The organism is Castellaniella sp. (assembly GCF_047971665.1).
In the GTDB taxonomy this organism is placed as follows: Bacteria; Pseudomonadota; Gammaproteobacteria; order Burkholderiales; family Burkholderiaceae_B; genus Castellaniella.
Genome location: NZ_JBKEAA010000026.1, coordinates 26476 through 50206, shown reverse-complemented (window position 1 = coordinate 50206; position 23731 = coordinate 26476). Strand labels below are relative to the sequence as shown.

General features: G+C 64.8%; 24 protein-coding genes. 10 read left to right on the top strand and 14 right to left on the bottom strand.

What is annotated here, in order from left to right; genetic code table 11:
* Positions 1 to 8: 8 nt before the first annotated feature.
* From gloA to glyQ, 6 genes are all read right to left on the bottom strand, one after another.
* Entirely contained in the window at positions 9 to 404 is a 396-nt protein-coding gene (gloA, locus tag ACK5JE_RS10470; RefSeq protein WP_416801648.1) for a lactoylglutathione lyase, read from the bottom strand.
* Between the two features lie 127 nt (positions 405 to 531).
* Positions 532 to 1482, bottom strand: coding sequence for a M48 family metallopeptidase (locus tag ACK5JE_RS10465; protein WP_416801647.1), 951 nt, complete (start codon positions 1480 to 1482; stop codon positions 532 to 534).
* Positions 1469 to 2200, bottom strand: a complete 732-nt coding sequence (locus ACK5JE_RS10460) for a lysophospholipid acyltransferase family protein (RefSeq protein WP_416801646.1) — start codon at positions 2198 to 2200, stop codon at positions 1469 to 1471. Before ACK5JE_RS10460 ends, ACK5JE_RS10465 begins: the two co-directional genes overlap by 14 nt.
* Complete coding sequence (gmhB, locus tag ACK5JE_RS10455) at positions 2197 to 2751, bottom strand: D-glycero-beta-D-manno-heptose 1,7-bisphosphate 7-phosphatase (RefSeq protein ID WP_416801645.1); 555 nt, start codon at positions 2749 to 2751, stop codon at positions 2197 to 2199. The genes ACK5JE_RS10460 and gmhB overlap by 4 nt, the downstream gene beginning before the upstream one ends.
* Positions 2748 to 4886 (bottom strand): glycine--tRNA ligase subunit beta, encoded by a 2139-nt coding sequence (gene glyS / locus ACK5JE_RS10450; protein WP_416801644.1) that lies wholly within the window; start codon positions 4884 to 4886, stop codon positions 2748 to 2750. Before glyS ends, gmhB begins: the two co-directional genes overlap by 4 nt.
* An 8-nt stretch (positions 4887 to 4894) precedes the next feature.
* On the bottom strand, positions 4895 to 5788 hold the full coding sequence (glyQ, locus tag ACK5JE_RS10445; RefSeq protein WP_416801643.1) for a glycine--tRNA ligase subunit alpha: 894 nt from the start codon (positions 5786 to 5788) through the stop codon (positions 4895 to 4897).
* 106 nt (positions 5789 to 5894) lie between these two features.
* Here glyQ and ACK5JE_RS10440 point away from each other — a divergent pair, with 106 nt between their 5' ends.
* Genes ACK5JE_RS10440 through ACK5JE_RS10425 form a run of 4 tightly spaced genes read left to right on the top strand, consistent with a single transcriptional unit; the run spans position 5895 to position 9999 of the window.
* Entirely contained in the window at positions 5895 to 6662 is a 768-nt protein-coding gene (locus tag ACK5JE_RS10440) for a crotonase/enoyl-CoA hydratase family protein (RefSeq protein ID WP_416801642.1), read from the top strand.
* Positions 6659 to 8185: a fumarate hydratase gene (locus ACK5JE_RS10435; protein ID WP_416801641.1), complete on the top strand. Its 1527-nt coding sequence runs from the start codon at positions 6659 to 6661 to the stop codon at positions 8183 to 8185. The genes ACK5JE_RS10440 and ACK5JE_RS10435 overlap by 4 nt, the downstream gene beginning before the upstream one ends.
* Before the next feature lie 42 nt (positions 8186 to 8227).
* A complete protein-coding gene (locus ACK5JE_RS10430) occupies positions 8228 to 9031 on the top strand; it encodes an HpcH/HpaI aldolase/citrate lyase family protein (protein WP_416801640.1) in 804 nt (267 codons plus the stop codon).
* Positions 9028 to 9999: a thymidylate synthase gene (locus ACK5JE_RS10425; protein ID WP_416801639.1), complete on the top strand. Its 972-nt coding sequence runs from the start codon at positions 9028 to 9030 to the stop codon at positions 9997 to 9999. The genes ACK5JE_RS10430 and ACK5JE_RS10425 overlap by 4 nt, the downstream gene beginning before the upstream one ends.
* Positions 10000 to 10119: 120 nt before the next feature.
* On the opposite strand, the gene ACK5JE_RS10420 is transcribed toward ACK5JE_RS10425, so the two are convergent.
* A complete protein-coding gene (locus tag ACK5JE_RS10420; protein ID WP_416801638.1) occupies positions 10120 to 10542 on the bottom strand; it encodes an OsmC family protein in 423 nt (140 codons plus the stop codon).
* A 201-nt stretch (positions 10543 to 10743) separates the two neighbouring features.
* On the opposite strand from ACK5JE_RS10420, the gene ACK5JE_RS10415 reads away from it, so the two are divergent.
* The 6 genes from ACK5JE_RS10415 to coq7 are packed head-to-tail and all read left to right on the top strand — an operon-like array spanning position 10744 to position 15712.
* A complete protein-coding gene (locus ACK5JE_RS10415; RefSeq protein WP_416801637.1) occupies positions 10744 to 12417 on the top strand; it encodes a cbb3-type cytochrome c oxidase subunit I in 1674 nt (557 codons plus the stop codon).
* A 2-nt stretch (positions 12418 to 12419) separates the two neighbouring features.
* Positions 12420 to 13049 (top strand): cbb3-type cytochrome c oxidase subunit II, encoded by a 630-nt coding sequence (locus ACK5JE_RS10410; protein WP_416801636.1) that lies wholly within the window; start codon positions 12420 to 12422, stop codon positions 13047 to 13049.
* The gene (locus ACK5JE_RS10405) at positions 13046 to 13627 is read left to right on the top strand and encodes a c-type cytochrome (protein ID WP_416801635.1); all 582 of its coding nucleotides are present in this window, start codon (positions 13046 to 13048) and stop codon (positions 13625 to 13627) included. Before ACK5JE_RS10410 ends, ACK5JE_RS10405 begins: the two co-directional genes overlap by 4 nt.
* 14 nt (positions 13628 to 13641) lie before the next feature.
* Complete coding sequence (locus ACK5JE_RS10400; protein ID WP_416801634.1) at positions 13642 to 14307, top strand: SCO family protein; 666 nt, start codon at positions 13642 to 13644, stop codon at positions 14305 to 14307.
* The gene (locus ACK5JE_RS10395) at positions 14304 to 14972 is read left to right on the top strand and encodes a hypothetical protein (protein ID WP_416801633.1); all 669 of its coding nucleotides are present in this window, start codon (positions 14304 to 14306) and stop codon (positions 14970 to 14972) included. Before ACK5JE_RS10400 ends, ACK5JE_RS10395 begins: the two co-directional genes overlap by 4 nt.
* Before the next feature lie 14 nt (positions 14973 to 14986).
* A complete protein-coding gene (gene coq7, locus ACK5JE_RS10390) occupies positions 14987 to 15712 on the top strand; it encodes a 2-polyprenyl-3-methyl-6-methoxy-1,4-benzoquinone monooxygenase (protein ID WP_416801632.1) in 726 nt (241 codons plus the stop codon).
* Positions 15713 to 16017: 305 nt separating this feature from the next.
* On the opposite strand, the gene ACK5JE_RS10385 is transcribed toward coq7, so the two are convergent.
* The 7 genes from ACK5JE_RS10385 to ACK5JE_RS10355 form a co-directional block, all read right to left on the bottom strand.
* Positions 16018 to 17235 carry a beta-ketoacyl-[acyl-carrier-protein] synthase family protein gene (locus ACK5JE_RS10385; RefSeq protein ID WP_416801631.1) on the bottom strand — a complete coding sequence of 406 codons (1218 nt, stop codon included), beginning with the start codon at positions 17233 to 17235 and terminating at the stop codon, positions 16018 to 16020.
* A 49-nt stretch (positions 17236 to 17284) separates the two neighbouring features.
* Entirely contained in the window at positions 17285 to 17680 is a 396-nt protein-coding gene (locus ACK5JE_RS10380; protein WP_416801630.1) for a phosphopantetheine-binding protein, read from the bottom strand.
* A 107-nt stretch (positions 17681 to 17787) separates the two neighbouring features.
* On the bottom strand, positions 17788 to 18957 hold the full coding sequence (locus ACK5JE_RS10375) for a fimbrial protein (RefSeq protein WP_416801629.1): 1170 nt from the start codon (positions 18955 to 18957) through the stop codon (positions 17788 to 17790).
* The gene (locus tag ACK5JE_RS10370) at positions 18948 to 21452 is read right to left on the bottom strand and encodes a fimbria/pilus outer membrane usher protein (protein WP_416801628.1); all 2505 of its coding nucleotides are present in this window, start codon (positions 21450 to 21452) and stop codon (positions 18948 to 18950) included. Before ACK5JE_RS10370 ends, ACK5JE_RS10375 begins: the two co-directional genes overlap by 10 nt.
* Positions 21449 to 22183 (bottom strand): molecular chaperone, encoded by a 735-nt coding sequence (locus tag ACK5JE_RS10365; protein WP_416801627.1) that lies wholly within the window; start codon positions 22181 to 22183, stop codon positions 21449 to 21451. The genes ACK5JE_RS10370 and ACK5JE_RS10365 overlap by 4 nt, the downstream gene beginning before the upstream one ends.
* 129 nt (positions 22184 to 22312) lie before the next feature.
* A complete protein-coding gene (locus ACK5JE_RS10360) occupies positions 22313 to 22843 on the bottom strand; it encodes a fimbrial protein (RefSeq protein WP_416801626.1) in 531 nt (176 codons plus the stop codon).
* On the bottom strand, positions 22840 to 23661 hold the full coding sequence (locus ACK5JE_RS10355; protein WP_416801625.1) for a hypothetical protein: 822 nt from the start codon (positions 23659 to 23661) through the stop codon (positions 22840 to 22842). The genes ACK5JE_RS10360 and ACK5JE_RS10355 overlap by 4 nt, the downstream gene beginning before the upstream one ends.
* Between the last annotated feature and the right edge of the window lie 70 nt (positions 23662 to 23731).

The following is a 23731-nucleotide window of genomic DNA, read 5'->3' as shown; positions in this document are numbered from 1 at the left end:
GGCGGGTTTCAGTCCTCGCGTCCGGCGCGCTGGATCAGTTCGATCTTGTAGCCGTCGGGATCCTGGACGAAAGCAATCACGGTGGAGCCGTGTTTCATGGGGCCGGCCTCGCGCACGACCAGGCCGCCGCGCGACTTGATGTTGGCGCAGGTGTCATAGGCGTCCTCGACTTCGATGGCGATGTGGCCGTAGCCGGTGCCGATCTCGTATTGGTCGGTGTCCCAGTTGTGGGTCAGTTCGATGACGGCGCCCTCGGCCTCATCCTGGTAACCGACGAAGGCCAGCGTGAATCCGCCTTCCGGGTAGTCTTTGCGGCGCAGCAGCCGCATGCCCAGCGTCTCTGTGTAGAACATCAGGGAACGGTCCAGGTTGCCGACGCGCAGCATGGTGTGTAGCAGGCGCATGATGAAATCCTCCGATCGCGCATTTGACCTACCATCATACGCATTTTTCAACGCCTGGCTGCGCCGGGAAGCAAAACAGCCGGCCGGGGCGGGAGCCCGGGAGGCGATGCCCGCGCGGCTGGCCGGCTCAGATCAGCGGCAGGGTGTCCGGCGGCTGTCGGCGCAGGGTATCCCGCGCCTCGCGGAAATCCGGACACAGGCGTTCGACCTCGCGCCAGAAGGCCGGACTGTGGTTCATTTCCTTCAGGTGGGCGATTTCGTGGGCGACCACATAGTCGATCAGTGCCGGCGCGAAATGAATCAGTCGCCAGTTCAGCCGGATGCGTTTCTGGCTGTTGCATGAGCCCCAGCGGCCCTGAGCGGAAGACAGGCTCCAGCCGAGGATGGATTGTCTCGCGCGCGCCAGGCAGTGGCGCAGGCGCCGGTCGAAATCGATCCGGGCCCGCTCTTGCAGCCAGGCCTGGGCGCGTTCCTGGATGCGGCCGGGGTCGGCGCTGTCGGGCAGGGGCAGGAACAGGCAGTCGCCCTCGGCCGGACTGCCCGGGTCGCCGGCGTAGCGGACGGGCCGGGCGCCATCCAGGCGCAGCTCGACGGCAATCCCCAGATAGGGGATGCGGCCGCCCGGACGCCACTGGCCTGCCTGCAGGGCCAGTTGTTCCAGGCGCCGGTCGCGGTCCTGGATCTTGTCCTGGATCCAGGCGGCCTTTTCCCGGATGGCGTCCTCAATCTGCGTGTAGGTGGCCCAGGCCGGTGCCCGGATCGTCAGCCCGGTATCCTGGATGTGCAATCCGATGGTCTTGCGGCGCACTCGGCGCAGCACATAGCCCAGCATCCCGCCGTCCAGTTCCAGCGTCCGCCAGCGCGCACCGGGCGGCAGGTCGGTGGGCGGGGCGGGAGGGAGCAGCGGTTTGGCAGCAGGGTGCGCGGGCTTCGAAGGAGCGTGAAGGGGGGATGGCGGACGCTCTGGCCGGGGGGTGGGCGCGGCGTCGCCGGCTTGTCCGGGGCGGCTCGCCGGAGCGGCGGTCGGCCAGTCGTCGGTGCTGAACAGATCGAGCTGATGGCGGTCAGCGGTTGGCATAGCGTTCGGGATTGAGACGTCGCATTTCGGCCTCGATCCAGTCGCGGACTGCATCGTTCAGGGAGGTCGGCGTATGGCCGTTCGGGTCGATGGCCGGGCCGAAGGACACCGTCACCAGCCCGGGGGTCTTCAGAAAGGCATTGCGTGGCCAGCATTCGCCGGCGTTGTGGGCGACCGGGATCACCGGTGTGCCAGTACGGCAGGCCAGCAGGGTGCCACCCTGCTTGTAGCGACCCACCTGCCCGGGCGCCACGCGCGTGCCTTCCGGAAACAGCACCGGCCAGCGGCCCTCCTCGAGGCGCCGGGTGCCGATTTTCACGACCTGATCAAAGGATTCCTTGCCCTTGGTGCGGTCGATGGGGATCATGCTGAGCAAGGCCAGGCTCCAGCCGAAAAAGGGCACCCGATGCAGTTCCTTTTTATAGACGAAAACCACATCGCGCGGCAGCTTGACCGCGAAATACAGGGTTTCCCAGGCGGACTGGTGCTTGGACAGGATGATGGCGGGCCCTGATGTCGGCAGGTGTTCCCAGCCTTGCGCCTGGTAGCGCATGCCGAGGATCCAGCGGGCGCCCCACAGCGCCATCCGGGGCCAGCCCAGGGTCAGCCGGTAGCGCCAGGCCAGGGGCAGGGGCGCCCACAGGACACAGCACAGGGCATAGGGGATCACGGTGACCACCAGGTAGACCATGTAGAGCGTGGAGCGCAGATAAGTCATGGCACGGCCTTGAGCAGAGTATCGGCCACGGTGGCCAGATCGTCGCGGACCTGCGTGCCGGCGGGGAGTTCACCGCTGGTGCCGGAGGTCTCCCAGGTCTTGCGGCCCTTGCCGGTCAGGACCAGCCAGGGCGCGCAGTGGCCGGCGGCCGCCGCGCGCAGGTCACGCAGGCTGTCCCCAACCAGCGGCACCCCGTCCAGATCCACGTCCAGCCGTTGGGCGATATCGCGCAGCATGCCGGGCAGCGGCTTGCGGCAGGCGCAGCCATCGTCCGGTCCGTGAGGACAGCAGAAGATGGCATCGATGCGCCCGCCCGCATCGGCCACCACCTGGCGCATCCGGGCATGGATCGCGCCCAGGGTCTCCATGGTGAACAGGCCCCGGGCGATGCCGGACTGGTTGGTCGCCACGACCACGCGCCAGCCGGCCTGGCTGAGGCGGCCGATGGCTTCGGGACTGCCCGGGATCGGCACCCACTCTTCAGGCGACTTGATGAACCGGTCGCTGTCATGGTTGATGACCCCGTCGCGGTCCAGGATGATGAGTTTCACCGGGCGAGCCTCGACAGATCGGCGACCTGATTCATCAGGCCGTGCAGGGATCGCAGCAGGGCCAGACGGTTGGCGCGGACGCGGGCGTCCTCGGCCATGACCATGACGTCGGTGAAGAACGCATCGACTGCGACCCTCGCCTGGGCCAGGGTGGCCATGCTGGTCGTGAAGTCGCCGCGATGCAACTGGGCGGTGGCCTCGGGCGCCAGGCGGGCGATGGTGTCGGCCAACTGGCGTTCGGCCGGTTCGGCCAGAAGCGCCGGGTCGAAATCCGGTTGCGTGTCGTCGGCTTTTTTCAGCAGGTTGCTGACGCGTTTGTTGGCGGCGGCCAGGGACTCGGCCTCGGGCAGCCGGGAGAACTGTTCGCAGGCCTGGACGCGCGCGGCGACCTGATGCAGCGGCGGGCGCAAGGCCAGGACCGCATCGATGGCCGAGCGGTCGAAGTCGGCCGCCAGCTGATTGCGGTAGCGCTCGTAGACGAAATCCAGCACGGCCTCGACCGTGCCTTCAGCCAGCGTGTCCGGGGGAAAGCCCGCGACGGCCTGCGCCAGCAGGGCCGCCAGACGCGCCGGCGTGTCCTGGCTGGGCTGCAGCTGACCGCCGGCCGTGAGCTGTTCGTAGGCGCTGATCAGGCCCAGGGCGGCGCGCCGCAGGCCATAGGGATCGCGTTCGCCCGTCGGCGCCAGGCCGATGCCCCAGATGCCGACCAGGGTCTCGGCGCGTTCGGCCATGAACAGGACGGCGGCCGTGAGCGTCGCGTCGGTGACGGGCTCGTCCAGACGGATGCGGTACTGGTCGCGCAGGGCGCGCACGACGTCGGGGGCCTCGCCGTCGTGGGCGGCGTAATAGGCGCCCATGATGCCTTGCAGTTCGGGGAATTCGCCCACCATCTGGGTGCCCAGATCGGCATGGGCCAGCTGGGCGGCGCGCGCGGCCGGTTCCGCCTGTCCGCCCAGCAGCGGCGCCAGCCAGCCGGCCAGCGCGCGCACTCGTTCGGTGCGCTGCCATTGAGAACCGAGTTTATTGTGATAGACGCTGTTGGCCAGGCCGGCCACCCGGTCGGCCAGCGGGGTCTTCAGGTCGGTCTGGTAGAAGAACTGCGCGTCGGCCAGGCGCGGGCGTACCACGCGCTGATTGCCCTGGATGATGTGGGCCGGATCGGCGGGCTGCATGTTGCTGACGATCAGGAAACGATGCGTCAGCGCGCCGGTCGCCGGATCGAACAGGGGGAAGTATTTCTGGTTCAGCCGCATCGTCAGGATCAGGCATTCGGGCGGCACGGCCAGAAAGCTTTCCTCGAAAGCGCCGACGTAGACGGTCGGATATTCGACCAGCGCGGTGACCTCATCGAGCAGGGCGTCGACCTCGGGATCCTGGCCGATGGTCGCGCCCAGCGTGGCGGAGGTCCCGGCCAGTTGCCGGGCGATCAGTGCGCGCCGCTCGGCAAAGGAAGGCACCACGCCGCCGTCGCCGGCCAGGCGGTCTGCCCAGGCGTCGGCGGATTCGACCGACAGGGGGCCGCTTTCGAGGAACCGATGCCCCCGCGTGATCCGGTCCGCTTGCAGTCCCAGCGTGGAGACCGGCACGATATCCGCGCCCCACAGGGCCAGCAGATGCTGGGCCGGGCGCACGAACTTGACGCTGGTGCGGCCATCGGCCAGCTGGTATTGCATGACTTTGGGAATGGGCAGGTGCGTGACGGCGTAGTCCAGGGCCTGTTGCAGGCCGTCGGTCAGCTGCGCGCCGGGCGCCGTGCCTTCGGCGTAGAGCACGTCCTGTTTGCCGTCGTGGCGGCGGGTCAGGTCTGCCGCGCCCAGGTGTCCCAGGCCCTTGGTCTGGAGCTTTTTCAGCAGGGCCGGTGTGGGCGCGCCCTGGGCATCCAGGCCGATGGCGGCGGGCATGAGCTTTTCGGCATAGGCCTGGTCCGGTGCCTGGCCCAGGACGGCGTCCAGCCGCACGGCCAGCCGCCGGGGCGTGGCGTAGGGGGTGCAGGGGCAGGGCTCGTCGAGCAGCCCGAGGGTGTCGAGCGTCTTGCGGATGCCTTCGGCGAAGGCCTGTCCCAGAGCGTCCAGCGCCTTGGGCGGGAGTTCCTCGGTGACCAGTTCGATGACCAGCGGACGTGCGTTCGGATTCATGCGCATGATCACGCGACCTCCCGCAGCATGGGGAAGCCCAGGCGTTCGCGCGCGTCGTAATAGGCCTGCGCCACGGCGCGCGACAGCGTGCGGATGCGGCCGATGTAGGTGGCGCGTTCGGTGACGCTGATGGCGCCGCGCGCATCAAGCAGGTTGAAGGTATGTGCGGCCTTGAGCGTGGCCTCGTAGGCGGGCAGGGCGAGCGGGACTTCGATCAGGCGCTTGGCTTCGGCCTCGTAATCGTTGAAATGAGCAAACAGCATGGCGGTGGAGGCGATTTCGAAGTTGTAGGCGGACTGCTCGACTTCGTTCTGGTGGAATACGTCCCGATAGTACACGGGCGTGCCGTCGGGGCCCCGGGTCCAGACGAGGTCGTAGACGGATTCCACGCCTTGCAGGTACATGGCCAGACGTTCCAGGCCGTAGGTGATCTCGCCCATGGTCGGGTTGCAATCCAGTCCGCCGACTTGCTGGAAGTAGGTGAACTGGGTGACTTCCATGCCGTTGAGCCAGACCTCCCAGCCCAGGCCCCAGGCGCCCAGGGTGGGGTTTTCCCAGTCGTCTTCGACGAAGCGGATGTCGTGCTGTCCGGGATCGATCCCCAGCGCGCGCAGGGAGCCGATATAAAGATCCAGGATGTCCAGCGGCGCCGGTTTGAGCACGACCTGGAACTGATAGTAGTGTTGCAGCCGGTTGGGGTTCTCGCCGTAGCGGCCGTCTTTGGGACGGCGCGAAGGCTGGACGTAGGCCGCGCGCCAGGGCTCGGGACCGATGGCGCGCAGGAAGGTAGCGGTATGGGAGGTGCCGGCCCCGACTTCCATGTCGTAAGGTTGCAGCAGGGCGCACCCCTGGCGATCCCAATATTGCTGGAGCGATAAAATCAGTTGTTGGAATGTGAGCATGACGTGGCGGGCTGTGCCCGCGATGGGTTTCTGTCGTCCGGGGGGACACGGTCTGGACCGTATCCGGAACGGCCATTTTATCCACTTCTCTTTTTTCGGAGAAAACATGAGTGATTGCCTCGATGTGCAGCGCCTGGACGGGGTGCTGGTCATACAGCTGAATCGGCCTCAGGCGCGCAATGCGATCAACCTGGAGACCGCTCAGGCACTGGCGGCGGCGCTGGACATGCTGGACAACGATCCGGAACTGCGTCTGGGCATCCTGACGGGATCGGGCGGGAACTTCTGCGCCGGCATGGATCTGAAGGCCTTTGCCGCAACCGGCCAGCGTCCCTATGTGGGCAAGCGCGGCTTTGCCGGGCTGTGCGAGCAGCCGCCCGCCAAACCGCTGATCGCTGCCGTCGAGGGCTACGCGCTGGCGGGCGGGTGCGAGCTGGTGCTGGCCTGCGATCTGGTCGTTGCCGCGCGTGACGCCCGGTTCGGGCTGCCCGAAGTCCGGCGCGGTCTGGTGCCGGGATCGGGCGGCATGCTGCGCCTGCCGTCGCGCATCCCCTATCACGTCGCCATGGAGGCCGTGCTGACGGGTGACATGTTCGATGCCGGGCGTCTGCATCAGCTGGGGATGGTCAACCGGCTGGCCGAGCCCGGCGCGGCTCTGGACGAGGCGCTGGCCCTGGCGCGCACCATCGCCGCCAATGGTCCGCTGGCGGTGCGCACGGCCAAGTCCATCGTCTCGCAATCGCGCAACTGGCGTCCGGAAGAAATGTTCGAGCGCCAGCGCCCGCTGGTGGCGCATATCTTCACCTCCGAAGACGCGCGCGAGGGCGCGACAGCCTTCGCCGAAAAGCGTCCGCCCGTCTGGAAAGGAAAATGATGGTCACAATCGCCGAGGACGACCTGATTCAGTCGATCGAGGATGCCGTTCAGTTCATCAGCATCTACCATCCGCTGGATTACATCCGGCATCTGGCGCGGGCCTACGACGTCGAGGAAAGCCCCGCGGCGCGCGACGCCATCGCCCAGATCCTGACCAATTCGCGCCTGTGCGCCGAGGGGCATCGCCCGATCTGTCAGGACACCGGCATCGTCAATGTCTTTCTCAAGGTCGGCATGGACGTGCGTTTCGACACGCGTCGCAGTCTTCAGGAACTGTGTGACGAAGGCGTGCGCCGGGGCTACACCAATCCCGATAATCCGCTGCGCGCTTCGGTGCTGGACGATCCGCTGTTCACGCGCCGCAATACACGCGACAACACGCCCTGTGTGCTGCACGTCGAACTGGTCCCCGGGAATACCGTGGATGCGCAGGTCGCGGCCAAGGGCGGCGGTTCGGAAAACAAGACCAAGTTCGCCATGCTCAACCCCAGCGAATCGCTGGTGGACTGGGTGCTCGAGACTGTGCCGCACATGGGCGCGGGCTGGTGTCCGCCCGGCATGTTGGGGATCGGTGTGGGCGGCACGGCGGAAAAGGCCATGCTCATGGCCAAGCAGTCGCTGATGCAGGACATCGACATGTACGAGCTGTTGCAGCGCGGCCCGCAGAACAGGCTCGAGGAACTGCGCATCGAGCTGTACCGCAAGGTCAATGCCCTGGGTATCGGCGCGCAGGGCCTGGGCGGGCTGACCACGGTGCTCGACATCAAGATCCTCACCTGTGCGACGCATGCCGCCTCCAAGCCGGTCGCCATGATCCCGAACTGTGCCGCCACGCGCCACGTGCATTTCACGCTGGATGGCCAAGGCCCGGCGGCGTTGCAGCCGCCCGCGCTGTCCGAATGGCCCGAAGTCCACTGGAAGCCCGACTACAAGGCCTCGCGCCAGGTGAACCTGGACACCCTGAGCCGCGAAGAGGTCGCTTCCTGGAAGCCTGGCGAGCGCCTGCTGCTGTCGGGGCGCATGCTGACGGGACGCGACGCGGCGCACAAGCGCATCCAGGACATGCTGGCGCGCGGAGAGTCCCTGCCGGTGGATTTCCGGGGGCGGGTCATCTACTACGTCGGTCCGGTCGATCCGGTGCGCGACGAGGTCGTCGGTCCGGCCGGGCCCACCACTTCCACGCGGATGGATGCGTTTACCGATATGATGTTGGGACAGACAGGTCTGTTGGCCATGATCGGCAAGGCCGAGCGCGGTCCCAAGGCGATCGAGGCCATCCGCCGTCACGGCTCGGCCTATCTGATGGCGGTGGGCGGCTCGGCGTACCTCGTGTCCAAGGCCATCCGTTCCGCCCGGGTGCTGGGGTTCGAGGATCTGGGCATGGAGGCCATCTATGAATTCGAGGTGCGTGACATGCCGGTGACGGTGGCTGTCGATGCCCAGGGCGTCTCGGTCCATCAGACCGGTCCACGCGAATGGCGCGAGCGGATTGCCGCGCGCGCCGTTCCGGCACAGGCTTGAGCGTCAGCTTGAAAACAAGGGGGTTCCATGCATGACACATTGATGCGTACCGCACTGTTCGTGCCGGCCAGCCGGGCGGACCGCATACCCAAGGCCGTTGCCAGCGGCGCCGATGCCGTGGTCGTCGATCTGGAGGATGCGGTTGCGCCCGAGGACAAGGCCGGCGCGCGCGACGCGCTGGCGCAGTATGCGGCGGCGCATCCCGGGGATCGCCTGTGGGTGCGCATCAACGACGGCTCGACCCCCTGGTTCGATGAGGATCTGGCCGTGTGCCGTTCACTGCCTTCGGTGGCCGGCATCCTGCTGCCCAAGGCCGAGGCGCCGGATCATGTCTATCGTGTCTCGGGCGCGGGCAAACCGTTGATTCCCGTGATCGAGTCGGCAGCGGGGCTGCAGGCGCTGGAGCGCATCGCCGAGGCGCATGGCGTGGTGCGGCTGTCTTTCGGCATCCTGGACCTGATGGTCGAATTCGGTACCCGGCCGGGGACCGATGCGGCCCGTTTCGTGCTGGACCAGACCCGGTTGCGGATCCTCGTGGCCAGCCGCATGCATGGGCTCAGGCCGCCGCTCGATTGTGTCCATCCGGACTTCACCGACCTGGAGGCCCTGGAACGATCGGCCGCTTTCGCGCGGGACATGGGGTTCGGCGGGATGCTGTGCATTCACCCCGCGCAGATTCCCGTGGTGCTGCGCGCCTACCAGCCGCTGCCCCAGGAAACCGACTGGGCGCGCCGGGTGATCGATCATGCCGATTCGACCGGTGAATACGCATTCCGCCTGGACGGCCGCATGGTCGATCTGCCTCTGATCGAACGGGCCCGGCGCATTCTCGAAGGCTCCACGTGAAGGCCTATCTGGATCTGGTCCGCTCGATTTTCGAGCAGGGTGCCTGGCGGGAAAACCGCACGGGCGTGCGCACCTTGAGCCTGCCGGGCGCCTGCCTGCGCTTCGATCTGCGCCAGGGCTTTCCCGCAGTCACCACCAAACGGCTGGCCTTCAAGTCGGCCATGGGCGAACTGGTCGGCTTTCTGCGCGCGGCCGACAGCGCGGCGGATTTTCGCGCGCTGGGCTGCCGGGTGTGGGATCAGAACGCCAACGAGAATCGCGCCTGGCTGGACAGTCCGTGGCGCGACGGGCCCGATGACCTGGGGCCCGTCTATGGGGTGCAATGGCGTCAGTGGCCGGCCTACAAGCTGCTGCCGGTCGAGGCCGCCGCGCGCATCGAGGCCGCGCAGGGTCAGGGCTATCGCATGATCGGCCAGGTCCTGGATCAGGACCGGCCGCACGTGCTGCTCTACAAGGCCGTGGATCAGTTGCGCGCCTGCCTGGACACCTTGATCCGCGATCCGGGCAGTCGGCGCATCCTGTTCCATGGCTGGAACTGGGCCCAGCTCGAAGAGATGGCCTTGCCGCCTTGCCATCTGCTCTACCAGTTCCTGGCCAATCCGACGACGCGCGAGCTGTCGCTGTGCCTGTACATTCGCAGCAACGATGTGGGGCTGGGCACGCCGTTCAATCTGGCCGAAGGCGCGGCACTGACGCATCTGGTGGCGCGGCTGACAGGCTATGAGCCGCGCTGGTTCACGTATTTTATTGGCGACGCGCATATCTACGAGACGCATGTGGACATGCTGCGCGAACAGCTCGATCGCGATCCCTTGCCGGCTCCCCGGCTGTGCCTGTCGGACCGCATTCCGGCGCATGCCGACACCGGCCGCTACGAGCCCGAATGGCTGGAGCGTCTGGAACCGGAGGATTTTGCGCTCGAAGACTACCGTCACCACCCGCCGTTGACGGCGCCGATGGCCGTCTGAATCGCGGCGCGGCGTTCAGCATCACGACGCAGCGGCCCGCATCGCGGCGTTCGGCATCGCGGCGCGGCAGCCTGCGTCACGACTCAGCGGTCAGCGATACGGCGTCCAGCGATGCGGCGGTCAGGCTGCGACGATCTCGATCGAGTGCGTGATCTCGGCCGTCTTTTCGAGCATGGCGATGGCCGAGCAGTATTTTGTGTGCGACAGCTCCACCGCGCGTTCCACGGCGGCGGCGGGCAGGTCGCGGCCCGTCACACGGAATGCGTAGTGGATCTTGGTGAAGACCTTGGGTTCGGTGTCGGCCCGCTCGGCCGTCAGGACAGCCTGGCAGCCCGTCACGGCATGGCGGCCGCGTTTCAGGATCAGCACCACATCATAGGCGGCGCAGCCACCGGCGCCGGCCAGCACGACTTCCATGGGCCGGGGCGCCAGATTGAGGCCGCCGCCATCCGGAGCGCCGTCCATCGCCAGGATGTGGCCGCTGCCGGTGCGGGTGATGAACAGCATGCCTTCGGGGCCTTGCCAGTCGAGGGTGCATTCCATGGAGGGTCTTTCCTGAGGATGAACACGGAAACCGGCGTGTTGCCTGTGCTGTGCGGACCAGATGTCCGCATTGCAACCAGGGGAATTTGAGCCTGATCTCCGGTCGTGGATTTATCATAGATCAAATCTGAGTCTACAATAACGGCCGCCAGAGCCCTGTTTCACGGGCTTTGCGCGTCTTTGACTTGCATCGGAAGCGCTGTGGATACCATTACCGTACTACTCCTGACCTTCATATTATCCGTCACCGGACTGGGTGTGTTCATCTGGTCGCTCAGGCGGAACATGTTCGACGACAATCCCGAAGCGGCCTCCGTGATTTTCTCGACTGGCGAAATCGGCCATGTCGAGGATCCCTCCGCCACGCCGGCGCAGCGGGCAGGGCTGCAGCAGGTCGTCACCGAAGGCGGCAAGGCCGTCGTCGATCCCTCCCTGGCGAGCAAGCTGAAAGCGGAACTCGCCGATCGTCTGGAGGCAGACCGGTCGACCGCCTACATCACTTTCACCTTTCTGTGCTGTGCCATTGTCTGGCTGGTGCTGGCCTCGGTCTTCGGCCTGATCAGTTCGATCAAGCTGCACAATCCCGAATTCCTGACGCAGTATGCCTGGCTCACGTTCGGCCGCACGCGCACGCTGCATCTGAACATGGTGGCCTACGGCTGGTGCCCGATGGCGGCCTTTGGCGTGGCCATCTGGATGCTGCCGCGCCTGCTCAAGACGCGTCTGTATGGCGGGCGTTTCGCGCTGCTCGGGTGCATGCTGTGGAATGCCGGCCTGATCGCCGGGCTGGGCAGTGTCGCCGTGGGCATCAACGCTGGCCTGGAATGGCTGGAGATCCCCTGGCAGATCAGCATCCTGCTGGTGCTGGGCGGCGCCCTGATCGCCCTGCCGCTGGTGTTCACGCTGCGCAACCGCAAGGCCAAGCATCTGTACGTATCGATCTGGTACATGGGCGCGGCGCTGTTCTGGTTCCCGGTACTGTATCTGGTGGGCAAGGCGCCCGGCGTGCACTTCGGCGTCGAGCAGGCCACCATGAACTGGTGGTTCGGCCATAACGTGCTGGGCCTGTACTACACCCCGATCGCGCTGGCCTCGGTATACTACTTCCTGCCCAAGATCATTGGCCGCCCGATCCAGTCCTACAATCTGTCGCTGATCGGTTTCTGGGCGCTGGCCTTTTTCTACGGTCAGGTCGGCGGCCACCACTTGGTGGGCGGCCCAGTGCCGCATTGGCTGATCACGCTGTCGATCGTCCAGTCGATGATGATGATCATCCCTGTGATGGCCTTCTCGGTGAACCAGCACCTGACGATGCGCGGCCAGTTCAGGACCATGTACTACTCGCCCACGCTGCGCTTCATCGTGGTGGGCGCCATGATGTACACCCTCAGTTCCATCGAGGGATCGTTCGAAGCCCTGCGCAGCATCAGCACGGTGGCGCACTTCACGCATTTCACCGTGGCCCATGCCCACCTCGGCCTGTACGCCTTTTTCTCCATCGTGATGTTCGGCGCCATTTATTTCGTGATGCCGCGCGTCATGTCCTGGGAATGGCCGCATCCGAAGCTCATCGTCCTGCACTTCTGGCTGGTGACGCTGGGCATCGGCATCTATTTTGTCAGCCTGACCATCGGCGGCTGGCTGCAGGGTCTGACGATGCTGGATGCGACCAGACCGTTCATGGATTCGGTGCGGATCACGATGCCCTATCTCGAGGGCCGCACGCTGGGCGGCGCCATGATGACCCTGGGCCATCTGGTATTCGCCGTGCACTTCGTGCTGATGGCGCTGCGCTATGGCACGAGCCGCGTCGGCCCCGCCTTGTTGCACAACCGGAAATCTATGCCTGAGCATCAGGCGATTGCAGGTGCCTGATCATGGAAAACGAATACAAACTCCTCAGCGGCGCGATGGTCACGCTCGCGCTGGCGACCGCCACGCTGGTCGTGCTGCCTTACATGCAGCTGTCCAGCGTGCAACCTTCCGAGGGTCTGAAGCCCTATACCGAGCAGCAACTGCGCGGGCGTCAGGTCTACATCTCGATGGGCTGCGTCTACTGTCATTCACAACAGCCGCGCAGCCAGTCCCAGGCGCCGGATTTTCAGCGTGGCTGGGGCCGCGCGCCGGTCGCGGGCGACTATTACTATGACAGTCCCCACCTGCTGGGCACCATGCGCACCGGGCCGGATCTGTTCAACATCGGCGCACGCCAGCCCAGCGTGGACTGGAACCTGGGCCACTTGTACGAGCCGCGCGCCTATACGCCCGGCAGCAACATGCCGTCCTTCCCCTTCATGTTCAAGCTCAAGGACAAGGCCGAAGCGGGCGACAAGGTCGTCAACCTGCCGCCGAGTTTCGCGCCGGCCGGCAAGGTCGTGGTCGCCACGCCCGATGCCCTGGATCTGGTGGCCTACCTGATCGGTCTGGATCACACCTATCCGGTCAAGCCCGGCGCCAAGCTGCCGGAACTGCCCCAGCAAGCCGGCGGCGAAGGAGCGAAGCAATGAGCGATCCCCAATTCAATCAGCAGAGCCGCGAGCAGCCCGAACCTCACGAGGGCAGCCGCCCGGTGCCCAAGATCGTGCTGACGGTCATCAGCCTGCTGCTGCTGTGGGCGGTGTACCACCTGTATTCCAGCTATAACCCGATGCCTGCTGATGTCGGGGACAACCGGGTCTCGGCGGATTTTGTCGTGCCGGCAACGGCGGATGGGGGGCAGCTCTACACGGCCAACTGCGTGGCCTGTCACCAGGCCGGCGGTGCCGGCGTGCCGGGGGTGTTCCCGCCGCTGTCCAAGTCCGAATGGGTGGATGCGGGCGATCCCGGTGTCATGATCCGCATCCTGCTGCATGGCATCCAGGGGCCGCTGACGGTCGAAGGCAACAAATACAACGGCGAAATGCCCAATTTCTCCAAGTTCTCCGATGAGGAGATTGCCGCCCTGGTGACCCATGTGCGTGCCAGTTTCGGCAACACCGCCTCGGCGACGGACGCCAAGAAGGTCGCGCAGGTCCGTGAGGAGACCAAGGGTCAGCAAGGCCCCTGGAAGGGCGACGAGGATCTGCGTCCTCTGCTGGCCAAGTAGTCGAGTCGGCCGGCGTGCGCTGGATTCTCGCGCTGGTGCTGGCCCTGGCGGCCGGCGTTGGATCGTTGTATGGCCTGACCGATGGCTTCACCGTCCTGACGGCCGAGGCCGCGCGACGGCAGGATGTCGCCCGATCCCCCCGGGCGATTCCCGCCGTCAGTGTGCTGGCTGGGGAGGATCGGGTCCTGGATCTGAGACGGGACCTGCGCCGTGACGGACGCGTCGCCATCGTCAATTTCTTCTATACGCGCTGCCTGTCGCTGTGCCTGGCGCAGGGATCCCTGACGGAGCGCCTGCAGCAGGCGATCGAGGCCAGCGGGCTGCAGCATCGCATCCGGCTGATCAGCATCAGCTTTGATCCGCGCGACCGCGCGCCGGATCTGAGCCGCTATGCCGCGCGCATGGGGGCCGATCCGGCGGTCTGGCAATTCATGTCCTTTGCCGAGCCTGCGCAGCGCGATGCCGCGCTGGCCCTGTTCGGCATCACGGTCGTGCCGGCGCCGCTGGGTGAATTCGAGCACAATGCGGCCTTTCATATTGTGACCGCCGATGGCCGTCTCGCCCGCGTCCTGAATCTGGATGAGCCCGGTCTGGCGCTCAAGGCGGCCGAGTCGCTGGCGCCGCCCGCTGTGCCCGGTCCGGCTACCGTGGCGCCGCCGCGTGAAAAGGGCGCGACATGAGCGCGGCGCCTCTCAAGCCGGCCTCGTCGGCCAGCCGGCTGTCGGACCGCCCTCTGGCAGGGCAGGACGCATGGCGGATGGCGCATTGGGGCGGGTGGCTTGCCGCCCTGGCGTGCCTGGGGCTGGCCGTGGTGCCGCGCGCTCAGCTGACGGCACTGATGAGCCTGCACATGCTGGTCCAGATTCCCCTGCTGGTGCTGGCGGGACTGTTTGCCGAACAGGCCTGGCGCGCACGGGACCGGACGGCGGACGTCGCTCCAGGGCCGCGTCCGGCCTGGTCCTATAATGAATATGGTGTTCCCGGTCTGCTGCTGGTCAGCCTGATCGGCGCGGGCTGGATGATTCCCAAGGCGCTGGATGATGCCTTGACGGACTGGCGCGTGGCGATGTTCAAATATCTGGGCCTGCCGCTGTGCGGCTGGATATTGCGGACGTCTCTGCGGCGCTCCAATCAGGTCATCAAGATTTTCTTTCTGGGTAATTTTTGCTGGATGAGCGCGATCGTGGGCATGACGTATCTGGATCAGCCCATCCGCCTGTGCAACGCCTATCTGCAGGACGACCAGGACTGGACGGGGCGGGGGCTGATCGCGCTGGCCATCATCCTGCCATCGTGCTGGCTGCTGGCCGAGCTCAAGCCGGTCTGGCATTTTCTCAATCGTTGAAAAAGGAGCTTCTCATGGAACAGGCGGCGGTGTATGCGGTGAGCGGCACGGGCCCGGCAGGCAGCAGGCAGGGCGGGCGCGCCGCGGCGCCCGCCTGGCGTCGCCGCGCCGGCCGCCTGGATGCGCTCCTGACCGAGGCGGGTCGCGCGCTGCGGGTGCTGGACGGCACGGTGTCCCACGAGCGGGCGAACCCGGCGGGGCCGGCCGCGGCTGATGATCCGGTGCTGTCCGATACGGCGGCCCGGCATGCCGCCGGCCTGATGCGGGTCAACCATGTGGGTGAAATCTGCGCCCAGGCGCTGTACCGGGGCCAGGCGCTGCTGTGCCGGGACGAGGGGATCCGCCGTGTCCTGTTGCAGGCCGCCGAGGAAGAAGTCGATCATCTGGCCTGGTGCCGGCAGCGGCTGGATGAGTTGCACAGCCACCCGAGTCTGCTCAATCCCCTGTGGTATGCCGGCTCCTTTGGCCTCGGCCTGGTGGCCAGCCGCGCCGGGATTCCCTACAACCTGGGCTTCATGGCCGAGACCGAGCGCCAGGTCGAGGAGCACCTGGAGGGGCACTTGAATACCCTGCCGGAGCAGGACAGCCGTTCGCGGAAGATCGTGACGCAGATGCGCGACGACGAGATCGGACACAGGACGACGGCCGAGGATCATGGCGCTGCGCCCTTGCCGGCTCCGGTGCGGGGCGCCATGCGCTTCATGTCCAGGGTCATGACCACCACGGCCTACCGGATCTGAGCGATCACGGATAGGGGGTTACCCTGGATTGATGCTCAAAAACAACGAAACAATGGGTATTGTCTATTGACAATAAATTTATCTTGCATTGCAGCAAGTCTTTTCTATATAATTTACTTATCGGATGTCGAAACACGATTGCAGAGGGAAAACCCTAGATCGTGATGGCTCGAAACCCTGGTTTCTCGCAGCCCGACATGCCCAGGTTGTCTCCTCCACCCTCCTCCTTTGGTGGATTTAGCCCAGGATCTTCGGATCTTGGGCTTTTTTTTTCCCGCGTCCGGCCATTTGAGTGTGTGACGTGGTCAGACGAACTTGCGAAAGGCCAGCACAGCATTGTTGCCGCCCATGCCAAAGGAATTGCTGATCGCCACCGACAGCGTCGGCACGCGACGGGCCTGGCCCGGCACATAATCCAGATCGCAATCCGGATCGCCCGCTTCATGGAACAGGGTGGGTGCGATGAGGCCCTGCTGCACGCTCAGCGCGGTCACTGCAGCCTCGACGGCCCCCGCCGCACCGATCATGTGGCCGACCGCGCCCTTGATGCTGCTCACGGGCAGACTGCGGGCGTGAGCGCCGAACACCTGCTTGATGGCCAGGGTCTCGATGCGGTCGCCGACATGGGTGCCGGTCGCGTGCGCATTGATATAGCCGACCTGGGCGGGGACCAGGCCGGCGTCATCCAGGCAGCGCTGCATGGCCAGGGCCTGGCCGATATGGTCCGGTCTCAAGGGATGGGTGCCGTCGTTGCTGACGCCGTAGCCGCAGATTTCGGCAATCGGCGTAGCGCCGCGCGCCAGGGCATGGCTGAGGGTTTCGAGCACCATCATGGCGGCGCCTTCGGAAAGCGCGAAACCGGCCCTGCGACGGCTGAACGGTCGGCAATTCCCCGTGTCCGGATCAGCCGGATCGGGGCTCAGGACGCGCAATTGTTCCCAGGCGGCGATGATGCTGGGGATCAAGATGGACTCTGCGCCACCGGCGATGGCCACGTCCAGATAGCCGTCACGGAGGCGGCGGAACGCCTCGCCGATGGCGACCGCGCCGGCCGAGCAGGCCGTTGCGTAGGTTTGCGCCTCGGCCATGGATTTCAACGTCTGGGCGATCAAGGCCGCGGCCGCATTGGGCATGGTGGCGGGGACCGCCAGAATGGGGCGTTTGGGGGTCAGGTGATGAAAGGCCTCGATGGCTTCGGTGAAGGTCGAGACGCCGCCGATGCCTGTGCCGTAGAACACGCCGGTACGGGTTTGCTGCCCGGCCGTCAGGTCCGCCTGGCCAAGGGCCTGGGTGGCGGCGTGTCTGGCCAGCAGCGTCGTCCGGTCCATCTGCCGTACCTGCATGGGATGCTCGCCGAAGGTCAGGTCCGCGTCGATATGGCCCACGCGCCGGCCCAGCGCCAGTCTGGGGTGATCCTTGATCCCGCATTGGCCCGCCATCAGTGCGTCGAATGCGGCCTGGGTCGAAAGCCCCACCGGGGTCGTCAGGCCCAGGCCTGTCACGACGACTCTTCTGTGCTTCATGATGATGATCCTGTAGTGTATCCCGGGACGGTGGCGTGGTGCCCGCCGTTTATGCCTGCCGCTGCTTCTGGCGCGCCTGCTGAGCCTCGACGGGATCCAGACCGGCCAACGCAGCCTCGCGCTGCTGCACACGGCTTGCCACGACTTGGGTATAGCTCACCAGTTCAGAGAGATTCTGCGGGAAGATGCCCAGGATTTCCTGCGCGCCGACTTCCGGATCCACGGGTACCATGTCGTCGGTTTCGATGTGGTAGCGGGATTCGATTTCCAGCAGAGTCTCGAGCACGGCGAGGGAGTCGAATTCGCTGGCGACGGCCGTGAACGGTTCGTCCTGGAGCAGGGGCTCCGGATCGCAGCGGCACACACTGGCAATGATCTCGGCCAGCTCGGTTCGCAAGACGGACGGGTCGGGCAGGGAAGGCATCTTGGAGGCGGGATTCGTCATCGGAAGCGTCGGTTCAAGGCCAGGGGTCAAAGAAGCAGCATACCAGTGAGGGCGGCTGCTCTCTATAGAGTGGAAGCGGCGGCGGGTGAATGGGGCGGCAGACGGATTCAGTGATAGGTGAACGTGACCGTGGCGGTGGCGCGGACCTTGCCTGCTTTCAGTTCTGAAGGCGCGCCCAGCCGGATGAATTGGGCGCCCAGCCGGAAGGACCACTGATCGGTCGGCAAGGCCCCCATGGGAATGCCCACGTCGCTGGTGGCAACGGCATGTTCGAAAGGCACGGTTTCACCGGATGGCATCTCGTACAGCACCTGGACGCCCACGCCCTTGGCGGCCGTATTGTCCGTGATCTGGTTGTTCAGTGTGCCGGGTGTCTGTGTTGCCAGGTTTGTCGTCGTCAGCGTGATGGACGGGGCCTCGTTGCGCACGGCATTGCAGCCGACCAGCAGGGTGGTCGAGATCATGCGCCCGACGTTGGTTGCCGCCAGTTGCCGGGTCGAGACGTCTGGCAGCGTCACGGTCAGTGCGTTGGGATTGGTGATGCCGCAGGTCGGTTGCGACACGGTGATGTCGTTGCGCAGACTGACCCTGTAGTACGTGGTGTTGGCGCCGCTTCCGCCACCGACGACCGCGCTTTGACCGAATACCTGGCCAGCGGAAATGGTGCCGGGCTGGATCGTTTCTCCTGTCGCGACGAGCTCGATCCGGGTACGCATGTTGCTGCCGTACGGGTTGGACGAATTGTTCATCGGATAGGACATCACGCCCGAGGAATACGTATTGGTGAATTGAGCCGGCGCAGTGACCTGACCGTCGCTGCTGATGTAATAGAAGACCCGGTAGCCGATTCCGGAAACCTGGGTCGGGTAGACATCGTTCATGCCCTGGACCGTGTTCCCATTGCCCCGAAAGAGCTCGATCACGCCCGAGGGACAGGCAATCAGCGGCGCTCCAGCGCCTACCTGCCCGCCTTCGAGGGTCGGCAGGGACACCTCGCCGGACAAGAGGATTTCGCCGGCAGCGGGTTGTGATGGAATGATGAAGGCGCTGTTGATCGGAATCTTGATCTGATATTTTGAGGGATCGTAACGCGAGTAGGAGGTGCCGGTCGTCGGACCGTTTCCCCCCGGGTTGACCTGACATGTCGTGGCGCGCGTGTCCAGCGGACCGGCCTGAACCACGCCGGCGCCGGTCAGGGCCAGGCCGAACGTGATGCCCAGGCCGGCCGCGGCCATGCCGATCCAGTGGCGCGCGCCGCTGTGTTTCTTTATCTGCATGTCAGTTCCTTGCCTGCCGCGAGGGCAGTGTTTTCACCGACGATGGTGTCGATGGTGAAGCTGCACTGGCGGCCCTCGCCCCATTTCACGGTAAAGCGCTCCTCGCCCTTGAGCCCGGTGAGCCAGACCCGTCCGACGGGACCGACGATGCCTCGCTGCTCGTCTTCGGTGTCGAATACGGCGGCGCCAAAGGGCAGTTCGGCGCGATCGGCACCGCGCAACACCACCAGTCGCGAGTAGCCCAGTTGCGTCTCGAATGTGGCCACCACGATGGCGCCGCGGGTGGGGACGACAGTCTGCACGTTGTTTTCCAGCGTGGCGTCCTGCCGATCGGGATCGGCGCGCAAGGATACCCGGTTCTCACGATAGGGCTGGGCATAAGGGATCAAGGCGCGTCCCTGGCCATTGGTGCGCACACCTGGGTAGTTCTCGACTTCGACGTTCTTGGCACCCGGCGCCTCCACGACGATGGCCGTCTCCCCAATGGATTGCCCCAACAGCACCCCTTCGTCATCCACGAAAAGCGCGCCGCTGAAATCCAGACTGGTGCTCGATGAATTCTTGGCATAGGCATGGCTCAGGTTGGCAACGCCGATGGGCGATGAATACCCGATCGAGCCGAACCCATGGCTGCCGTTGTTCTGTTCGCTGCCGGTCGTGACGCCTGCCTGCAAGGCATAGGTGACCGCGTAGTCGTCGGTCAATGCGCCGCTCAGGCTGACGTCCTGGCTGGTGCCCTGACTGTTGGTGCGGTTGACGCTGTAGCTGGCGCTGTGCGTGCCGCCCAGGGGGATGCTGAAGGTCAGCATCACGGCATGGTCGCGCGCCCCCCAGGGGCTGCGGTCCAGACTGTAGTTCAATGAGTAACCGATGCGTCCGATCGAGCTGGAAAAGGAAACCCGGGCATAGGTGGCGTTCTGCGGGGCATTCCGATACGAGATGCCGTAATAATTGAGCGACAGCGAGCCAAGGTCGCCCAGGCGTTGGGACATCGACAGCTGGTATTCGTGCTTGCGCGAGAACTCCGGCATGATGAGGATTTCATGATTGCGCTCACGCAGCGAGTCGTCTAGGCTGCGGTAGCCTTCGGAGTTGTAGCGATAGCCGGCCAGCGTGAAATCCGTGCCGCTGCTGAGGAAGGACTTGGCATACTGCACCCGCGCAGCCGCCCCTCGATGGGAAATGCCCTCTCTGTCTTTCGACCTCGAGGCGGTCACATCCAGCGAGATGGCTCCCAGGCTTTTCATATTGAAAGCCAGCCCGATGGCGCCGGCCTGATATGAATTCTGGGCGATGCTCAGCCCGCCATAAGCGGTCAGGCCCCATGGCAGCCCGTAGGCGAAGGTCGCTTGTCCCATCCAGGGAGATTCCGAATAGTCGTTGCGCCGGTATTCGCCAAAGGAGATGTTGTATTTCCAGATGCCTTCGCGCATCATCGTCGGCAGCGCGGAGTAGGGCTGGAAAAAGCGGGTCTTGCGGCCGTTCAGTTCCTCGACGACGACTTCGAGGTCGCCGCCGCCAGGGGTGGAATAGAGATCGTCGAATTCGAAGGGGCCCGCCGGCACGTAGGCGGTGTAGAGGACTCGTCCCGCCTGGCGTACGGTCACCTTGGCGTTGTCGGAGGCGATGCCGCGCACGATCGGGGCGTAGCCTCGCTGGCTGTCGGGCAACATGCCCATGTCGGATTGCAGCTGGATGCCCCGGATGCGCGAGGCATCGAAGATATTGCCGGGCGTGACCGAGTCCCCCAGCCGCAATTGCGCGCGCCATGGGTCGATGCTGCGTTCGGCGTAGAGTTCGGACCAGTCCCAGGTGGATTCGTTGCCGCTGTCGTAGTAGCTCGCGTTGCCGCGCAGCCGCCATGAGCCGATATTCAGGCCATTGCGTAAACTGATGAACGTCGTGGTGTTGCGCTCCGGACCGAGCCCGTCCGAGTGACGCGTGTGGTTGTAAGAAATGCGGTATGAGGACCAGAACCCGGCTTCCCCCGCGTTCCAGCGGTCTTGGGACACAAACCCGCGCGCCCGGCGGGTCATGGCCGCCTGCGGGATGGAGAGGTGGACGATGTTGCGGTCCTGGTCATAGGTGACGCGGCTCATGGGAATCTGAGCCAGGGCCTGGGTGCAGTCGCCCGCCTCCAGCGCCATCAGTTTGGGAAAAGCCTGGATGTTCACGCCCAGGTCTTCCAGCAGCGCACGCGTGATGCAGGGCTGCGCGTCGGGCTTGCCGAGGGCGGCGACGAACGACAGGTCATGCATGCCGATGGGGCTGCGGTTGAGCTGGATCTGCACGGATTTCATGCCGGGAAGCACACGGTCGGACATCGCGAAAACCGCCAGATCCACGCGTTCCTGGCCGTCCACCTGGTGCAGGAAACCGCTGTCGAACGAGGCCAGGGTTTGCGCTTCGGCGGACGAGACCAGCACGGCCGCGACCGACAGGCGCGACAGGTGGCCAAGCAGTTCCTGCGAGCGGATGCCGGCAGCAAGGCTCATTGGACCGTCCCGGTCACAGCCTGGCCTTCCTTCAGCAGAATGGCCGGCCATGATTCCGTGGCGCCATAGTCGTTGACCACGTGTGGTTGTGCTTCCAGGGAACCGCCCGCGGGACATCTGGCCAGGGGCACCCGGGTGCTTTCCAGCGGCATGGCGATCACGCCATTGGCGAACGACTTGGACCCGCCGGGTGTTTCGATCCAGGCAAAATTGACAGTGTAGGGGGAGGCATTGGCGATGTGGATCTCACAGCCCGCCAGGCTGTGCGTCAGTTGCCATGTCAGCTGGTCGCCGCCTCGTGCAGCGTCCTTGATCGCAGTGGGGCGATAGAACAGCTTGATGCGGGTGCGCATGGCCAGGGCGAGGCTGTTGGCCGTTGTTTCCGCCTTTTGCGGGATTTCGAGGATGTTGACCCAGTAATAAGACTCGCGATCCGGCGGGAAATCGGTGTCGACCCGGCTGATGTTCAGGCTGCGCTCCACGCCGCCGTCGAACCGGCTCAGTGGCGGCGTGATGAAGAACGGCGTCTTCATCTCTCCGGCCGGTCCCTCGATCCAGGCCTGGACCACGATCGGCTGAGACTCGATATTCCTGGCAAAGACGGAGACGTTGCGATCCTTTTCGTTCATGATGACGCGCGTCGAGGACAGCTGGACGGCAGCCTGAGAAATCGAGCAGGTCAGTGCGCCGGCCAGGGCGACGGGCAGCAGAAGTCGGATGAGAGGTCTCATGATTCGTTCGTACGTGCGGATAGGGCAGGGGCCATGAGAGGCCCTTGCGGAGATGCCGGAAGCATGGGCGGGCCAGGCAATCCTGCGCCTGGCCCGGAGGGAAGCCGTGTCGGCCTTCCCGGGAGAAAATTACGGATAGGTGACTTCGAAGATCGCCTTGCCGTTGGCCGGACCGGCCGTGACGGTGTCGAGGATGGCTTCGTAGTACGCCTTGAAGTTGAACTGGTTGGTGCCGGGTTGCAGGTTGTAGGTCACCCCCGTGCCGCCCACCGCGATGTTGTTGTTCGCGCTGTCGACCAGCGCAATGGCCACGCCCGAGGCGCCGGCGAGGTTCTCCAGGCTCAGCATGCGGTTGCTGACCACGGTGCCCGCGCCCGCCTTGAATGCAATGTTGGCCTTGGAGGCGACGGAGATGTCGCACTCGAGCAGCGAGATCGAGAAATCGGAACCGACGGAGTTCCGATCCCCGACAGCCGAGAATTCGTTTTTGGTGATGCTGCCCATCGGGACCGTCATGCTTGTGTTGGCGCCGGAGATCGAGCACGCGGATTCAGTGATAGAGCCCTGGAACGTGATCGTGCCAGAGTCGGCGGCCGAGGCGGAGCCAGCGGACATCACCAGGCCCACGGCCATCAGCGCACTACCGAGAACTTTATTCATTTGTAATTACCTTGTAAAAAATAAGTGTGGATTGAGGTGCCAACCCGCGAAATCGCAATCGAGCGAATGTGCTGAACGAGGCGCGCCATCCGCCTGCCAGAGGCGCCAAGCCTCCGGGCGGAGTGTCCGAGCAATCTGTTTCCGGGCCAGAAGATCATTCGGTGGACCAGAAAGCCGGGCAGGTGTGGACGCTGTCGGGCGCCATGCTGGTACTGAATGTCGGCCGCCATCCAGCGGACGAGAACCGACAGGGACCGTGCCAGTGCGGGATGCTTGCGCATCATGCGCAGGCAGGGAAGCGCCCACAGGCAGTAGCCGTGATACGTGGTGGAATCGAAACGTCTGGCGCAATAATTCGCGTCGTGAATCCAGTCCGTGACGGACATCAATCCTTGTCGGCGCAATTCATTGCATACGATCTTTTCGTCGTAATTGCCCCAGAAGCCTGGCTTGTTCATTGCATTTACTCGTTGAGTCGGCAGCCGCAGGCGTGGGTACGCTTGCGGTCCTTCCCAGGGGTGGAAAGACAGGCAGACTGTAGCAGCCTGTAAGGTATATGAGGAAATTTTTATGACAAGAGGTTTAATCCAAATCAATTCATTGATTTGGATCTTTATAAAACATCGATTTATGGCGTGCTGATTGTGGTTTTTCAGCAACCTCGAGGTCTCTGTGGTAGGGCTGAATCCTTTTGTGCCAATGCGCATTTGATTGGATGAAAGCGCAATAGACGAGGGTGCGCCGAGGGTGGGCAGGCCGGGTTGGAAGTCTGCCGATTCAAGGAGATAAATGCGCGGAGCGGGGTTGCATATACGCATGCAAAATCATGTAACATTCAGAAAATAATGGTTCTGCGGATATTTTGAATAGATCTTCGGATAACGTCTT

Excerpts from the sequence above, each read along its gene's own strand:
- glyS (WP_416801644.1), bottom strand. The coding sequence starts at position 4,886 with ATGAATCCGAACGCACGTCCGCTGGTCATCGAACTGGTCACCGAGGAA.
- ACK5JE_RS10435 (WP_416801641.1), top strand. The coding sequence starts at position 6,659 with ATGATGGTCACAATCGCCGAGGACGACCTGATTCAGTCGATCGAGGAT.
- ACK5JE_RS10365 (WP_416801627.1), bottom strand. The coding sequence starts at position 22,183 with ATGAGACCTCTCATCCGACTTCTGCTGCCCGTCGCCCTGGCCGGCGCA.
- ACK5JE_RS10395 (WP_416801633.1), top strand. The coding sequence starts at position 14,304 with ATGAGCGCGGCGCCTCTCAAGCCGGCCTCGTCGGCCAGCCGGCTGTCG.
- ACK5JE_RS10460 (WP_416801646.1), bottom strand. The coding sequence starts at position 2,200 with ATGACTTATCTGCGCTCCACGCTCTACATGGTCTACCTGGTGGTCACC.
- gloA (WP_416801648.1), bottom strand. The coding sequence starts at position 404 with ATGCGCCTGCTACACACCATGCTGCGCGTCGGCAACCTGGACCGTTCC.
- ACK5JE_RS10430 (WP_416801640.1), top strand. The coding sequence starts at position 8,228 with ATGCGTACCGCACTGTTCGTGCCGGCCAGCCGGGCGGACCGCATACCC.
- ACK5JE_RS10465 (WP_416801647.1), bottom strand. The coding sequence starts at position 1,482 with ATGCCAACCGCTGACCGCCATCAGCTCGATCTGTTCAGCACCGACGAC.
- coq7 (WP_416801632.1), top strand. The coding sequence starts at position 14,987 with ATGGAACAGGCGGCGGTGTATGCGGTGAGCGGCACGGGCCCGGCAGGC.
- glyQ (WP_416801643.1), bottom strand. The coding sequence starts at position 5,788 with ATGCTCACATTCCAACAACTGATTTTATCGCTCCAGCAATATTGGGAT.
- ACK5JE_RS10360 (WP_416801626.1), bottom strand. The coding sequence starts at position 22,843 with ATGAATAAAGTTCTCGGTAGTGCGCTGATGGCCGTGGGCCTGGTGATG.
- ACK5JE_RS10410 (WP_416801636.1), top strand. The coding sequence starts at position 12,420 with ATGGAAAACGAATACAAACTCCTCAGCGGCGCGATGGTCACGCTCGCG.
- ACK5JE_RS10385 (WP_416801631.1), bottom strand. The coding sequence starts at position 17,235 with ATGAAGCACAGAAGAGTCGTCGTGACAGGCCTGGGCCTGACGACCCCG.
- ACK5JE_RS10440 (WP_416801642.1), top strand. The coding sequence starts at position 5,895 with ATGAGTGATTGCCTCGATGTGCAGCGCCTGGACGGGGTGCTGGTCATA.
- ACK5JE_RS10355 (WP_416801625.1), bottom strand. The coding sequence starts at position 23,661 with ATGCGTATATGCAACCCCGCTCCGCGCATTTATCTCCTTGAATCGGCA.
- ACK5JE_RS10405 (WP_416801635.1), top strand. The coding sequence starts at position 13,046 with ATGAGCGATCCCCAATTCAATCAGCAGAGCCGCGAGCAGCCCGAACCT.
- ACK5JE_RS10420 (WP_416801638.1), bottom strand. The coding sequence starts at position 10,542 with ATGGAATGCACCCTCGACTGGCAAGGCCCCGAAGGCATGCTGTTCATC.
- ACK5JE_RS10380 (WP_416801630.1), bottom strand. The coding sequence starts at position 17,680 with ATGACGAATCCCGCCTCCAAGATGCCTTCCCTGCCCGACCCGTCCGTC.
- ACK5JE_RS10375 (WP_416801629.1), bottom strand. The coding sequence starts at position 18,957 with ATGCAGATAAAGAAACACAGCGGCGCGCGCCACTGGATCGGCATGGCC.
- ACK5JE_RS10370 (WP_416801628.1), bottom strand. The coding sequence starts at position 21,452 with ATGAGCCTTGCTGCCGGCATCCGCTCGCAGGAACTGCTTGGCCACCTG.